Raw genomic sequence first — 13,427 nt, 5'->3', positions numbered from 1 at the left:
CTGCCTTTTTTTTATTTTCGCAGCCTATGCCGCCGGGATTTTAAGTACAAATCGGGTATTTTTTGACAGAGCATCGTAATAGAGATCACCACCATGCTCCCGAGCCAAACCCAATGACAAACTCAACCCCAAACCGGTCCCTTTACCAACTTCCTTTGTTGTAAAAAAAGGATCCATTATTTTTTTTACTACTTTTTCTTCGATTCCACTTCCACCGTCTGTAATCCCAATTTCAACCCAAGCATTCCCGACAAGTTTTGCATCAATTGAAATCCAATGGGCCTCGGGCATCATTTCAATAATTGCATCCCTTGAGTTCATAATTAAATTTAATATGATCTGAGAAATTTCTGAGGGGTGACACTTTATTTCTAATTCCGGTGCTACCTTCAAATCCACCTTAATGTTTTCCAATTTTAATTTTTCCATACACACTGAAAATGTATCTTCTAATATTGAAAGAACCGACACTCTCTCAAACGGGTCTTCTACGGACTCTCGAGAATACATTTTGAGTCCCTTTACAATTCTTTCGATCCTCATCAATGTCTTATCAATAACCTCAAAATCTGAAGAGTATTGACTTGCAGATTCCTTCATATTTTTTTTCAGTACGGCGATTCGTGCACGCAGTATTGTTAATGGGTTGTTTATCTCATGCGCCAAACCTCCTGCCATAATACCCAACGCGGACAGTTTCGAACCTTCCATTAGCCGCATTTCTAATGTTCGCCGCGTATCTTCCAGAGTTTTAAAAAGAGTGATATCAGTAAAACTAGTTACAGCATGTGAGGCCGCACTACTGTCATTCAAAAACAGCGGCACTGAATTGATGTTAATCCATCTCATTTGCGAGCTGGCCGAATAAACCCCCATTACAAAGTTATTCTGCCTTTCACCATGCTTAAGACATTTTATGGCTGGATGATCCTCACCTTGCAATGCATTCCCATCTACATCAACTGCGCGCCAAGAAGGATCAAAAGAAGTTTTTCCAGTTAACTCGTCTGCACTTAGACCTAATATATCCAGTGCTGATTTATTAAAATCAATAATAGCCCCAGCACTATCCTGAACGACCATTCCTTCCGCAATTGTCTCGATAGCCGTTTGCCTAAACGCTAACTTTTCGTTCGCCTCTTTCGCCTCCTGAACCTGCAATCTCAATTCAAGCAATCGTGTTACTTGAGAGGATAAAGCCCTTAAAGATTCCTTTTGATTTTCACTTAAACTTCGAGCAACAGAATCAATGACACAAACAGTACCAATAGGATCTCCTGATGGCGCAAGCAAAGGAGCACCAGCGTAAAATTTGACATGTGGAGCATCCGTAGCTAACGGATTATCATAAAATCTTTCGTCCTTTTCCGAATCCTTTATCTCTAACACATCATTTAATAATATCGCATGAGCACAAAATGCTAAATCTCGAGAGGTTTCTGATGCATTCAAGCCCACTTTGGATTTAAACCATTGGCGTTTTTCATCAACTAACGAAATTAAGGCTATAGGAGTATTACAAATCTGTGACGCCAAAAAAGTAATTTGATCGTACTCCACTTCAGGTAATGTATCTAGAATTTTCAAAGATTTTAAAGCGGCAATTCGCTTCGATTCCAACGGATGCATCTCTGCTTTTTTCATTTAGTAATGCCTTTTCAATGATCGTAACAGAAAACCCACTTGTTTATTATTTCAATTCAGAAATATTACTTATTCTTTGGCTTATTTTGACTCAAATTTTCTAATATTGGACAATCGGGTCTCCCCCCCCCTTCGCAGCATTTTACCAAGCTTGTTAGATTCGCCAAAAGAGCCTCAAGATTTTTAATCTTAGATTGCATAACAACAATGTGAGACTGAGCGATAGCCTTCACATCAGCGCTCGACCGACTTTTATTTAGCCAAAGTCCGACCATTTTTTTTATCTCTCCACTGGAAAAACCCAACTCCTTTAAATGCTTAATAAAAATAAGTAAATGAACGTCCCGCTCAGTAAACTTACGATAGCCAGCATCGGACCTCTTCTTTTTTGGAAGTAATCCGTGCTTTTCATAATAGCGAATCATTTTATGATGAACCCCCGAAAGCTTCGAAACGGTTCCAATATTCAATTCGTCGTTACTCATGTCGGCCTCTCCGATTCTTCAATAGCAATGCATTACCAACGACGCTCACGCTGCTCAATGCCATTGCTGCGCCGGCAATAACAGGACTTAAAGCCCCCGACATCGAAAGTGGGATCCCAATCAAATTGTAAATAAATGCCCAAAATAGATTCTGTCGAATTTTAGAGTAGGTCTTTCTGGAAATTTCGATTGCTTGAGGCAATAAATTCGGGTTGCCATTCATTAAAGTAATTCCCGCAGAGTGCATTGCCACATCTGTTCCTGTACCCATCGCAATACCGACATCCGATACCGTCAAGGCGGGAGCATCATTGATTCCATCTCCAACCATCGCCACCAAATACCCTTCACTTTTCAATTCTAAAACCTTTTCGGCTTTTTGATCAGGAAGAACTTCAGCAAAAATACGATCAATTTTTAAATGTGTTCCAATTTTATTTGCAGCTGCAGAATTATCGCCTGTTAGTAAAACTGTGAGTACTTTAAGCTCTCTCAGCTTTTCGATTGCTAAAACGGCTTCAGACTTGACCTGATCTTCAAAAACAAAATATCCAATAACGACCCGACGATTTTCATCAACAACAAAAGAGACACTCCCGCCATCTTTAACCGCTAACTTATATTCATTATCTAGCTGGGGACTCCAGACATTTAATTCTTCCATCCACCGCCGATTCCCAATTGCCAACGATACAGCTTGAGATCCATTATTGACATTCACCTGGCCTCGAACTCCTTTGCCCGGCACTGCTTGGATATTCTGAATATTTAATTCTCTGCCCTCTTGCTCTGGCACATATTGCACAACAGCTTTAGCCAATGGATGTTCACTTCCGCGTTGAATCAAAGACGTTGCTAAAAGTAACTCGGCACTTTCGGGCTCTAAAGGACACCAGGCCTTGACAAGGGGCTTCCCAATCGTCAAAGTACCCGTTTTATCGAAAACCACAGCAGTGATGGAATGTGCTACCTCTAAGGCTGAGGCATCCTTAATTAGGATACCACTCTTCGCGGCTTCTCCTGTGCCCACCATAATCGCCGTCGGCGTCGCCAAACCAAGCGCGCAAGGACAGGCGATAACTAAAACAGAGACCGCGTTAATCAGCGCCCCCTCCCAGTTCTGGGTTGTTAATCCCCAATATAGAAGTGTAATCAAAGCCAAAAATAAAACTATCGGAACGAAAATCGCACTTACTTTATCAACAGTTCTTTGTATCGGAGCTTTGACTGCCTGAGCATCCTCTACCATTTTGATTATCTTAGAGAGCACTGTTTCCGTACCAACAGCACTGGTCTGAATTAAAAGACGGCCCTCGCCGTTAATTGAGCCCGTAAATACTTTTGCCCCATGTGCTTTACTTACCGGAAGACTTTCTCCTGTTAGCATGGACTCATCAATAGCGGAGTCCCCTTCGATAATTATACCATCCACTGGCACTCTCCCACCAGGAAGAACTCTTACCAAATCATCAACTTTCAGTATGCTAATTGGTACCTCGATATCTTTGCGACCAACCAGAAGAGCTGTCTCGGGTCTCAGTTTCTGCAAAGAATGAAGAGCTTCGGTTGTATTTTGTTTTGCAAGGGCTTCTAAGTATTTACCAAACAACACAAGTGTCATAACGACAGCAGCCGATTCAAAATACAAATGAGCATGGTCATGCCCGCTTTGCATGTTCACCCACAACTGATAAAGACTTAGAAAATAGGCTGACGACGTACCGATCGAAACCAAAAGATCCATATTTCCCGAGAAATTTTTTAAAGCCGACCAACCTGCTTTATAAAAGCGAAGGCCAATCCAAAACTGAATAGGAGTAGTTAGAACTAACTGTAGCCATCCGGGAGGCATGATATCTATTCCAAAAGGCATCAACAACATAGGTGCAACCAAGGGTAACGAAAGAAGCGATGCTATAATTAAATGAAATCGCTCTTTCCGAATCTGTTTTTCTTTATTTTGACGAAGGATATTTTCATCAAAATTAATATCTAAAACTTGCCCTCGATATCCAGTACTGGCAAGGGCTCGAATTACATCAGATGCTTGAACACCGTCATTGGAAGCCTTTAAATGAGCCTTCTCGGTCGCAAGATTAACCGAAACTTCCATCACGCCAGGAAGTGCGCCAAGAGCCGTTTCGACTCTGCGGACGCAGGAAGCACAAGACATTCCTTCAATTGCTACATCGATTTCGTTCAACCCTTTTGATACTTTCGATTCCGAAAATTGCTTTGCCATAACGACCTGCCTTAATACCTCAAGGTAAACCTTCCCACCATGGGAAGGTCAATTTTATTTTTTTATACCTACAGCCAAGGATGCGTTTTCACAAAATGCCTCTTTATTTGCAAACACTCAAAGTAAAATATTTCTTGCAATTTAAATGCGAAGGCTGCTTGAATTAAATTTACGTTATAAACGAGAGGCACCAATGAACGCAGTCGAGCTATTAACAAGGACTCTACAAGAAAAACAAAAAAAGAATCCACGTTTTTCTCTTCGAGCCTTTGCGAAACAATTGAATATGAGCCCCAGTTCATTAAGTTTGATCCTCAACAACAAGCGAACGCTGACCAAAAAACAGATCGACAAAATCATGGAAAACATAGGGGCTGAATACAATGAAGCTCTTAAAAACAGCATTGAACAATCTCGCCTTCGCACCACTTCACACTTTGACGCTTTTGTAACCACCGAGCAAGTTGAGCACATTCAGAACTGGTTGGATTTTTCTATTCTTGAATTGTTTTCTGTTAAGCCAGAATGGACATTCTCTAAAATCTTAAAAGCTTTAGAGGTCGATCCCGAAGAGGCACATTTAGCCCTAAAACGCCTTCAAGATCTTGAGATGATCATGATCACCGGAGATAAGTATGTGGCTCTAAAACGGGCAATTTCGACCAAACAAGTTAAGTTCGAAACACCTCATAAAAAAGAACTGATCAACAACCTTCACGCAAAAAATATTCAGTTAAATCAAGAAGCCCGGCAAGAATTCTCTCATCAAAGTGGTTTGATCTTCGCCCTATCTCGGGCAGACTTTAAGAAGATAAATAAAAAGATAGAAGCCCTTCGGCAAGAAATTATCGAAATGGCCTCGCAAAGTAAAAGAACTCCGACCGACGTATATTTAATGACAATTGCTGCCAACCCCGTAAATAAAAAAATGATATCTGAATAAAAAAGGCCCACGGATGTGGGCCTTTTTTATTCAAAGCGCTATTTTAAAATGCGAATTCCATCGCCCATGAAAAGAAAACATCTCGACACTTCCAGAAACTCCTTCTTGTCGTAATTGCGTGATCAACTCCTTGGGTTCGGCAATGTCCACTACCTTCGCCTTCATGGGACCATCGTCCTCGCGAAATTTGACCAAAATAACCTGTTCTCCCCACAATTGAGATAAGACATCAATAGCGATATGCATTTGCTCTTCAATATCCTGATCTGGATCTAGCATATCAAAAGCGAAGCCTTGACTCCAACGAAGACGGACCTCGCGTCCTGCCAGTATCTGACAGATTGAGTCTCCGTCCGCAGGGGAATTCACTAATATTTCGACTTCATAGTTATCGGACTGACCTTCTTGGACTTTGACCATCGACACCGAACACTTCCAAGGCGCCTCAAGCATCCGCCAAAGGTCTAAGGCTTTTTTCGCATTCACGCTAAGTTTGTCTTCGTTTATTCTTAATCGTTCCATATGATCTTATATTACCTGGAGCCCGACCAAAGTGGCATTATCCTTTTTTAAGAATAAGCCGATGCGAGCTTTATGAATCATCATCGTTTTCTAAATTTCATATCAATTGGAGGCGCTCTTCTTGTGGGATTTTGGATCCCACTCCAATTGATCGATTTTAGGACTCATATTGATATAGAAATCCTTCTCGAACTCATAGTCGCTTGCATATCTGTCATAAATGTCTATTTACATTTTCATAACAGAAAAAAGAATTGGCGTCTCATTCGTAGCTGGATTAACTTTTCACTCTTTTTGGATTTTCTTGCTATCGTTCCTTGGGCCACTTTATGGCACTTCTTCACCGGGGACTTCCAGCCCAATTTTCTGCTGATAAATTTGGTCGTGGTCCGCCATATTTGGAAAGTTAAAAAGGTCATGGACTCTTATGATCGCCTGGGGCCTATCGCCTACCGACTGATACCATTAATGGCCGTAATGCCTCTAATAATTCATCTGATTACTTGCGCCTGGATCGCACTAGGAAGCGGAACATCCGGTCCTCAAGAAAACAAAATAGAAGAGTACATCAAAGGTATCTATTGGTCCGTCACGACCCTTGCAACTGTTGGCTACGGAGACATCAGCGCTAAAACCCCTATCCAAATGCTATTTGCAAGCGTGGTTATGTTAATAGGAGTCGGTACATTTGGATTTGTGCTGTCAAATGTTGCCAGTATGCTTAGCCGTGCGGATGCTGCCCGTGAACACCATATGAATAATTTGGATAAGGTAGAAGTTTTCATGAACAGCCATGGAATCCCTACAGAGATGCGCCATAAAGTTCGCAGTTACTATCATTTTCTATGGAATAAGCACAAAGGTTATTCAGATCGGACTATTCTGCGAGACTTGCCTATTAAAATGCAGGCCGAACTATTCTACTTCATAAACAAAGAGATCGTCGAAAAAGTACCGCTTTTGGCTGGCGCTTCGCAAGAACTTCTAGAAGACCTGATGCGTGAACTCCAGCCGAAAATCTTTGTACCCAATGAATGCGTTTTCAAAGTCAATGAACCAGGAGACGGAATCTATTTTATCCAACATGGAAGTGTCGAAATCATTAGTAAAGATAGCCAAATCGTCGCCACCCTTCATGAGGGCTCCTTCTTTGGGGAAATGGCCCTGATCTCGGATCGAAATCGCAATGCCACGGCCCGCGCCGCCACTTACTGCGATATCTACGTCCTGCCTAAGCATTCTTTTAATCGAGTGGTCGCCAGCTACCCAGAGTTTAAACAGCATATTGAAGCTGTGATTAGCCAGCGAAATACCGCCAATCAACAATCCAAATAAGTCTCAAAAATATACAGTCCCTTTTTAAACCCTTGGTCGGGTTAACAAGGGGCCTCGGAATTCCGATAACCCATTTGAATAACTCTATCTATTCAAAGGGGATCGCTTTGAAAACCTGGATGAAAAAACTTGTTGATCAGCTAGATATGGATTGGAACGCCCAAAACGCAAATGGTTCCAAGAAAGCTTCTGGTAGTTCATCGTCTGAATCGAAGGAGAAGTCCTTTCCCGAGCTATCTGAAGAAAAAGCAACGCTTTTGTTTATATTGGATGTTTACAATAAACACTTATTTGATATCGAAAAACACAATATGCGGAAAGTGCGCGAACAGCTAGATGCTTATTCAAAGGATCTGGTCAATCCGCACAACCCAAAAGCAGACATGGCACTATTTAATATTCGTCAATTTTTTTCCACTTATCGAATAGACGAATACACCTACATGCAAAGTAATCTTGAAGAATTTAAACGTATCATTTGGGAGTTCGCAGATCAACTTGGCGAGGAATTACGCCAAGAGAAAAAAACCGATGATGAAATGAATCAGAGCCTTGAAGATTTGCGTGAAGCTGTAGAAGCAAACTCTGTGGAAACCTTAAAAAAGAAATCTAAAGAGTTTATCACCGCCTACAAAGAACATCAGTCCACCAAAGACGAGCGAAGAACCAAGCGAATGGCACAGGTTCGAAAAAGCTTGAACTCAGTGAAAAAACAACTTTTAAAAGCAAATGAAACAGCATTGACAGATCATATGACGGGCGCACAAAACCGTCGGTCTTTTGATGACCAAATTCAAAAAACTTTGCAAATGTACAATTTAGATCAAGCCCCAGTCAGTTTGGTATTCTTAGATATAGATCACTTCAAAAAGGTAAATGATACATACGGCCACGATATCGGAGACTTCGTTATCAAAGAATGTGTTCGCATGACCAAAGAAACTTTCAACCGTAACAATGACTTTATTGCCCGTCTTGGCGGAGAAGAGTTTGCAATCATCCTTCCCGACTACACAGAAGAGGCCGCATTAAAAAAGTGCGAAGAGCTGATGGCTAAAATCCGAAAAGAAGTTTTTATTCACGGCGAGCATCAAATTAGATTTACAATTTCGATGGGCGTCTGCGAGGCCGCTGGAATAGATAATCCTGATCTGTGGCTGAAACGCTCTGACGAATCTTTATACTTCGCAAAACAAAACGGTCGAAATCAGGCTATTCCCTGGAGCCGTTTAGCCCTAAAAACCGTGGCTTAGACGATGTTCTGACCAAATCCTTTACAGGTGACCAAAACTAAAACATAGATGTTGGGCTGATGTTAAATTTTATAAAACATCAGCCCAACTTCATTTAAATGCATCTTCAAATTGGCCTCCCCTTTGCTTTATCCATAACTAAGGGGAAAGCATATGAAGTGGGAACAACAACTCTTAAAATATATCCTAACAATTGCAGGTACGTTCGTACTTCCATGGGAAATCGCCCAAGCGCGCAGCCAATTGAAGCTCAATCAAGGAGCCTTCTTTACAGAATGGATCGACATAAAGATTGGTGATTGGAGATTGGTTCGCCAATATCATAGTCGCTCGCTGTTCAATGGCGTGTTCGGAATTGGGTGGTGCTCCTCTTTAGACTATAGAGTCATCGTAAAAGGTGACGACACAAAACTGCAAACTTGCTTTAATGAAAATATAGCGAACTCAAAAATCCAAAAAGATCTCAATGGAGAATACTTTTGGAACGAATCAGATTCGACACAGTGGAGGTTCGACTCTGACGGCCATCTAAAGACCGTCACTCAAAATAAATTTACAATCCATTTTGAAAAAAATAGAAATGGCACGATATCAAGAATATTTGATGGCAAATTGTCATACAGATTGCGCTACGATAATAACAATCTAATTACTGCAGTTGGCCCAGCAAACTTCAAGTACGACAACCAACTGCAGCTGATAAGCTTCACCAATCAATGGAAATCGAAATTCAATTTAGAATATAACTTTTATGGAAACTTAATTAAGATAAATGGCCCTCACAACTATCTTGAGACAATTGAATACGACGATGAATTAGATGTCGTCATAAAATGGCAAGATCGCAAAGGTTGTATTTCAAATACTCTTTGGAAAGCTTCAGAAATAAATCAAAGCTTAGCAACGCTGACTTCAGAAACAAAAAAGGAGTGTCTGTTATGACCAAATTGATACTTCAAATTGCAAGACTCACATTATTGTCCCTGCTTGCATTCTCGTCAGACTGTTTTGCACGAACAATTCGTGTTGCGGTCATCGACACAGGCGTGGACTTTCAACACCCAGCTTTAAAAAACAAGCTTGAAATTTCTAACATCAACGGAATTAAATATGGCTGGGACTTCTCTGGTTACGGAAGCACTCAAGATAATAACGGGCACGGTACCCATATTGCCTCGTTAATTGCGATGGAAAACAACTTGGGGCAATCACCTGAAGTGCGGCTTATAATTTTGAAATATTACGATAATAAAGATCAAAAAAAAGATCCCATGGCTTCGAGCATAGAAGCATTGAATAAAGCCCTTGATTTGAATGTCGACATCGTCAACTATTCAGGAGGTGGCCCTATCTTTAATCAGGAAGAGTTCGAAGTTTTAAAAAAAATGAACGACAAAGGAATTCTTGTCGTGGCCGCTGCTGGAAATGAAAACCAAGATATTGATCAGAAAGGTTTTTATCCGGCAAGTTATGATCTACCAAATATTATTAGCGTGGCTGCCGTCGACAAAGAAGGTCTTCCCGTGAAAAGCAGCAATCACGGCACAAAAGCGGTTCATATCGCGGCCTGGGGCAAAACAGTTTGGGCCGCTCTTCCCCATGGTAAATACGGCGCTTTAACGGGGACAAGCCAGGCAACAGCAAAGGTTACAAACTCAATTGTATTCTATCTTCAAAGTCTCGCCAAAAATCCGGCCCCTCAAAAGACTCGAGAGCGACTTATGAAGACCGGAGTAATAAGCCAACGTTTGAAAAAGAACAATGCGGCCTCTGCCAGGCTGGATGCTCGCCGATTGCTATTTATGAAAGATATAGATGACCCAATAGTCAAAAATTTATCAAACAATAAAGTTTTTTCAGAAACCAAGATGGTTGAACAGACAAGGACGTTGGCTGGTGGTGCGTCCTCTCCTTAGAGCGGGTTCTTCAAACGCACCACGAGACGGGGCCAAGGATGGCCCATTTTTTAGATTTACACGGAAAATCTATTCTTCAAGTTCTGGCATTTCCGGAGAAAGATCCTTCCCTTCTCGGTAATACCAAACTCCAGATTGTTTACGAAACTTTGAATATTCGTGATGCAAGAGTTCTTTCCCCTTGATGTCATACCAGGCCTTGAACTCGACATGTCCTTTATTTCCAAGGTCATCATACTTCAAGACTTCTAACTTTTTAAAGTCAGCCATCTCGGCCCATTCGCGATAGGACTCCTCATCAATGTGTCCCCGCGCCTGCGGATCTGTGGTTTCTATCAAATAAGGAATATCCTTGGTGCAAAAAGCGCTGTAACGAGAACGCATCAACTCGACCGGAGACTGAGCCACTTTTTGTTTTTTATGTAAGGGTTGGCAACAATTTTCGTAGTTCGCACCATTTCCGCAATAACAAGACATCTGATTGTCCTCCTAAAAGTCTAATACAATAGTCACAGGTCCATCGTTAATCAATTCAACTTTCATATCGGCCCCAAAAAGACCACCCAAACTTGGAACTCCTTGAGATGCTGAATAGCGCAAAGCCTCTTCATAAAGGGGCTTGGCCACGTCGGGGCGTGCTGCAGCGATAAAAGACGGTCGATTCCCCTTCTGGGTATCGGCCAAAAGAGTGAACTGAGACACAATTAAATGGGCGCCCTGAATATCCTTTAATGACAGATTCATTTTTCCATTTTCGTCTTCAAAGATTCTTAGATTTAAGATTTTATCAATGGCCTTTTGAACTAAAACAAGTGAATCCGTTGGACCAATTCCAATGAGCGTTAATACCCCCGGTCCGATCTCGCTAACGACCTTTTGATCCACCCGAACGCCGGCCTTCAAGACCCGTTGAACAACCAACTTCATATAACACCTACCACTCCACGTTCATATCAAGAGTGATTATTTTAGGAAGACCTCGGCGCTCTTTTTCGGGTATCTCGGACAAATCCAACTTCCACGCCCTTAAAGCAATCCGACTTTCCTCGGAAGTTTTTACGTTAGAGCCATAGAGGCGATCCCCCAAAATAGGAAACCCGCGGTAGCTTAATTCAAAACGCAACTGATGGGAGCGCCCCGTTACCGGATTTAAATCCCAAGCCAATATCGAAGGGGTACCTATCCGAAGCGCTCCGTCTACAATTTCATTTAACAATACTTGGCTAATTCCATCTACGTTATCGGCAAAACCCAAGCACTTCGCCAAGGTGTGGCTAGCTTTTCCGTGCTCGCTGACAAAAGCGCGCTTTTTACCTTTTAAAATTTTATTGTGCCATTGGTAAGTTTTTTGAAATTCTGGAGATAGCAATTGCCGAGGATTTTCAATATTCGCAGGAATGTGCTGGAAATCACAATTCAAAGTCAGAGCTCGATAGGTTTTTTGAATTAATTTTTTTTCAAACCACGAATTGGCTACCGAATGTGCAGAGGCATTGAGTGCGTACACTACCAATCCCGAAACTTCAAAATCCAAACGATGTACGGGGTAAATTTGAAGTCCCAGTTGTTTCTGCAGCTCAAGGCCTAAAACTGCCCGGGGATCTTTGTCTCCCTCACGAGCAGGTGTCGTCAAAACACCGGCTGGCTTGTCCAAAATTATAAAATCTGAATTCTTATAGATGGGCTTGATCATATCCAAAGAACTCGTCAGTCCACCGAACCAAAAGTTGGTCCCATTTTTTTTCCAAGACCTACTAAGAAAATCTCTTTTGAAATCTTGCGTGTCGAATCCGGCTTGACAGCTTCAAAACGCGTGTATTCTTTTTTAATAGCATCACGTAACGAGTTAAAATCATCACTATGAAATAGCTTACAAACAAAATGCCCATCTTTTTTCAAAAAACGACGAGCCACATCTAGTGCAAGCTCACAGAGCTCGACCGAGCGCGCCTGATCCGTCATACGAATCCCTGTCGTTTTTGGAGCCATGTCAGACAGAACTAGATCAAAGGGAGGTTCAAATCCGTGCTCTTTAAATACATCCGTCAAATTTAAATCGCGAAGGTCGGCCTGAATGAACACCGCATTGTCTAACTTGACTGTGACCGGGGACAAATCAACCCCTAAGACCTTTCCTCTGGCGCCCACTTTTTGTGACGCATACTGAGACCACGACCCCGGAGACGCCCCTAAATCTAATGCCACTTGTCCTGGTTTGAAAATACGAAACTTTTTATCGATCTCTTCCAGCTTAAAAACAGATCGCGCCGCAAAACCTTGTTCCTTGGCCTTTTTAAAATAGTTATCTCGGGGATTGTAAGTCATAATGGGATGGAATATAAATCAAGTCCTAGTCAGGAGTCACTAATGGAATTAGCAATCGGTATGACAATGTTCTTTATTGTAATAACGATGATTTTTGTCGCCATTGCCGTGTTTTTACCCGAATGGATTGGTATTACCGGCAAAAAAGCCCATGAAGTAATTTCAGAGCAGCAGGGATTGAGCGAATCCAAAGAGTTTTTGGCCCCCGAAACTCGCCCTACAAACACTTCAAGTTCATCTCAAGAGCGGTCTTCAAAAAATCCAAGTTAAAAAACTCGGTCCAGGCCGCATTCAGAATCAGCTGTTTGTCATGCCAGGGTAGCTGGCAAAAACCCGCCTGATGATAACACTCGATATGATGCTTAAGAGCAAACTTTCTTGAATCACTGCAGGTCATTCTGTCAAAGTCCCTCTCCATTTTCTGCTGCAAGCACAAGCGCACCTGCTGATTGAAGCTCTGCCCTTCCTGATCAAACTCATCTTCATGATCGACGAACAATTGACAGTAGGGCTGACCGAAACGTCTCATATAGCTGGAGGCTCCGCAGCCCATCGCTTGATTGACACAAATATAATACTCGCAACTGCCGATTTCTTGATGACAAACGGGCTCTTGCTCTTGAGACATACCCACAGACACAGAACAAACAATTAGCATATTAATAATGATAAAACGCCAGACCATATTCATGGGAACCTTATACCACGGCCCCCAAACTTCAAATTCATCGATTTGTTATAAATTGAAAACTATGCTCGATT

Annotated in this window: 15 protein-coding genes; 6 read left to right on the top strand and 9 right to left on the bottom strand. The window is 41.8% G+C overall.

Translation table 11 applies throughout. From position 1 onward, the window contains the following. Positions 1-24: 24 nt before the first annotated feature. The 3 genes from AC04MN_RS11205 to AC04MN_RS11195 all read right to left on the bottom strand — a co-directional run bounded on the left by AC04MN_RS11205 (position 25) and on the right by AC04MN_RS11195 (position 4,371). Positions 25-1,644, bottom strand: coding sequence for a GAF domain-containing sensor histidine kinase (locus AC04MN_RS11205; RefSeq protein ID WP_475383297.1), 1,620 nt, complete (start codon positions 1,642-1,644; stop codon positions 25-27). 65 nt (positions 1,645-1,709) lie between these two features. Then, positions 1,710-2,129, bottom strand: coding sequence for a MerR family transcriptional regulator (locus AC04MN_RS11200; protein WP_475383296.1), 420 nt, complete (start codon positions 2,127-2,129; stop codon positions 1,710-1,712). Continuing rightward, positions 2,122-4,371, bottom strand: coding sequence for a heavy metal translocating P-type ATPase (locus AC04MN_RS11195; protein WP_475383295.1), 2,250 nt, complete (start codon positions 4,369-4,371; stop codon positions 2,122-2,124). Before AC04MN_RS11195 ends, AC04MN_RS11200 begins: the two co-directional genes overlap by 8 nt. A 193-nt stretch (positions 4,372-4,564) precedes the next feature. Between AC04MN_RS11195 and AC04MN_RS11190 the strand changes: the two genes are divergently transcribed. Next, on the top strand, positions 4,565-5,314 hold the full coding sequence (locus AC04MN_RS11190; RefSeq protein ID WP_475383294.1) for a TIGR02147 family protein: 750 nt from the start codon (positions 4,565-4,567) through the stop codon (positions 5,312-5,314). Between the two features lie 30 nt (positions 5,315-5,344). On the opposite strand, the gene AC04MN_RS11185 is transcribed toward AC04MN_RS11190, so the two are convergent. Further along, entirely contained in the window at positions 5,345-5,836 is a 492-nt protein-coding gene (locus AC04MN_RS11185; protein WP_475383293.1) for a hypothetical protein, read from the bottom strand. A gap of 72 nt (positions 5,837-5,908) precedes the next feature. Between AC04MN_RS11185 and AC04MN_RS11180 the strand changes: the two genes are divergently transcribed. The 4 genes from AC04MN_RS11180 to AC04MN_RS11165 all read left to right on the top strand — a co-directional run bounded on the left by AC04MN_RS11180 (position 5,909) and on the right by AC04MN_RS11165 (position 10,340). Next, positions 5,909-7,171, top strand: a complete 1,263-nt coding sequence (locus AC04MN_RS11180; protein WP_475383292.1) for a cyclic nucleotide-binding domain-containing protein — start codon at positions 5,909-5,911, stop codon at positions 7,169-7,171. Between the two features lie 107 nt (positions 7,172-7,278). Further along, entirely contained in the window at positions 7,279-8,424 is a 1,146-nt protein-coding gene (locus AC04MN_RS11175) for a GGDEF domain-containing protein (protein WP_475383291.1), read from the top strand. Positions 8,425-8,577: 153 nt separating this feature from the next. Then, positions 8,578-9,366, top strand: coding sequence for a DUF6531 domain-containing protein (locus AC04MN_RS11170; protein WP_475383290.1), 789 nt, complete (start codon positions 8,578-8,580; stop codon positions 9,364-9,366). Continuing rightward, positions 9,363-10,340: a S8 family serine peptidase gene (locus tag AC04MN_RS11165; protein ID WP_475383289.1), complete on the top strand. Its 978-nt coding sequence runs from the start codon at positions 9,363-9,365 to the stop codon at positions 10,338-10,340. The genes AC04MN_RS11170 and AC04MN_RS11165 overlap by 4 nt, the downstream gene beginning before the upstream one ends. Before the next feature lie 69 nt (positions 10,341-10,409). Here AC04MN_RS11165 and AC04MN_RS11160 read toward each other — a convergent pair whose 3' ends face one another. The 4 genes from AC04MN_RS11160 to AC04MN_RS11145 are packed head-to-tail and all read right to left on the bottom strand — an operon-like array spanning position 10,410 to position 12,665. Further along, positions 10,410-10,817: a YchJ family protein gene (locus AC04MN_RS11160; RefSeq protein WP_475383288.1), complete on the bottom strand. Its 408-nt coding sequence runs from the start codon at positions 10,815-10,817 to the stop codon at positions 10,410-10,412. Between the two features lie 12 nt (positions 10,818-10,829). Continuing rightward, complete coding sequence (dtd, locus tag AC04MN_RS11155) at positions 10,830-11,267, bottom strand: D-aminoacyl-tRNA deacylase (protein ID WP_475383287.1); 438 nt, start codon at positions 11,265-11,267, stop codon at positions 10,830-10,832. Between the two features lie 7 nt (positions 11,268-11,274). Then, a complete protein-coding gene (locus AC04MN_RS11150; protein ID WP_475383286.1) occupies positions 11,275-12,033 on the bottom strand; it encodes a pseudouridine synthase family protein in 759 nt (252 codons plus the stop codon). A 14-nt stretch (positions 12,034-12,047) separates the two neighbouring features. Further along, the gene (locus tag AC04MN_RS11145) at positions 12,048-12,665 is read right to left on the bottom strand and encodes an RlmE family RNA methyltransferase (protein WP_475383285.1); all 618 of its coding nucleotides are present in this window, start codon (positions 12,663-12,665) and stop codon (positions 12,048-12,050) included. A gap of 42 nt (positions 12,666-12,707) precedes the next feature. Between AC04MN_RS11145 and AC04MN_RS11140 the strand changes: the two genes are divergently transcribed. Next, positions 12,708-12,935 carry a hypothetical protein gene (locus tag AC04MN_RS11140; RefSeq protein WP_475383284.1) on the top strand — a complete coding sequence of 76 codons (228 nt, stop codon included), beginning with the start codon at positions 12,708-12,710 and terminating at the stop codon, positions 12,933-12,935. Here the strand turns inward: AC04MN_RS11140 and AC04MN_RS11135 are convergent. After that, entirely contained in the window at positions 12,883-13,356 is a 474-nt protein-coding gene (locus tag AC04MN_RS11135) for a hypothetical protein (RefSeq protein ID WP_475383283.1), read from the bottom strand. The two genes, AC04MN_RS11140 and AC04MN_RS11135, sit on opposite strands and share 53 nt — an antisense overlap. Positions 13,357-13,427: the final 71 nt, after the last annotated feature.

The sequence above is a fragment of the Bdellovibrio sp. ZFWA1 genome (genome assembly GCF_056175665.1).
The sequence above is the reverse complement of the archived record's forward strand: the minus strand, read 5'-3'. Positions and strand labels throughout refer to the sequence as shown.

Coding starts and splice junctions, on each gene's coding strand:
- AC04MN_RS11195 (WP_475383295.1), bottom strand. CDS start 4,371: ATGGCAAAGCAATTTTCGGAATCGAAAGTATCAAAAGGGTTGAACGAA.
- AC04MN_RS11135 (WP_475383283.1), bottom strand. CDS start 13,356: ATGAATATGGTCTGGCGTTTTATCATTATTAATATGCTAATTGTTTGT.
- AC04MN_RS11160 (WP_475383288.1), bottom strand. CDS start 10,817: ATGTCTTGTTATTGCGGAAATGGTGCGAACTACGAAAATTGTTGCCAA.
- AC04MN_RS11165 (WP_475383289.1), top strand. CDS start 9,363: ATGACCAAATTGATACTTCAAATTGCAAGACTCACATTATTGTCCCTG.
- AC04MN_RS11185 (WP_475383293.1), bottom strand. CDS start 5,836: ATGGAACGATTAAGAATAAACGAAGACAAACTTAGCGTGAATGCGAAA.
- dtd (WP_475383287.1), bottom strand. CDS start 11,267: ATGAAGTTGGTTGTTCAACGGGTCTTGAAGGCCGGCGTTCGGGTGGAT.
- AC04MN_RS11200 (WP_475383296.1), bottom strand. CDS start 2,129: ATGAGTAACGACGAATTGAATATTGGAACCGTTTCGAAGCTTTCGGGG.
- AC04MN_RS11140 (WP_475383284.1), top strand. CDS start 12,708: ATGGAATTAGCAATCGGTATGACAATGTTCTTTATTGTAATAACGATG.
- AC04MN_RS11205 (WP_475383297.1), bottom strand. CDS start 1,644: ATGAAAAAAGCAGAGATGCATCCGTTGGAATCGAAGCGAATTGCCGCT.
- AC04MN_RS11145 (WP_475383285.1), bottom strand. CDS start 12,665: ATGACTTACAATCCCCGAGATAACTATTTTAAAAAGGCCAAGGAACAA.
- AC04MN_RS11150 (WP_475383286.1), bottom strand. CDS start 12,033: ATGATCAAGCCCATCTATAAGAATTCAGATTTTATAATTTTGGACAAG.
- AC04MN_RS11190 (WP_475383294.1), top strand. CDS start 4,565: ATGAACGCAGTCGAGCTATTAACAAGGACTCTACAAGAAAAACAAAAA.
- AC04MN_RS11170 (WP_475383290.1), top strand. CDS start 8,578: ATGAAGTGGGAACAACAACTCTTAAAATATATCCTAACAATTGCAGGT.
- AC04MN_RS11180 (WP_475383292.1), top strand. CDS start 5,909: ATGAATCATCATCGTTTTCTAAATTTCATATCAATTGGAGGCGCTCTT.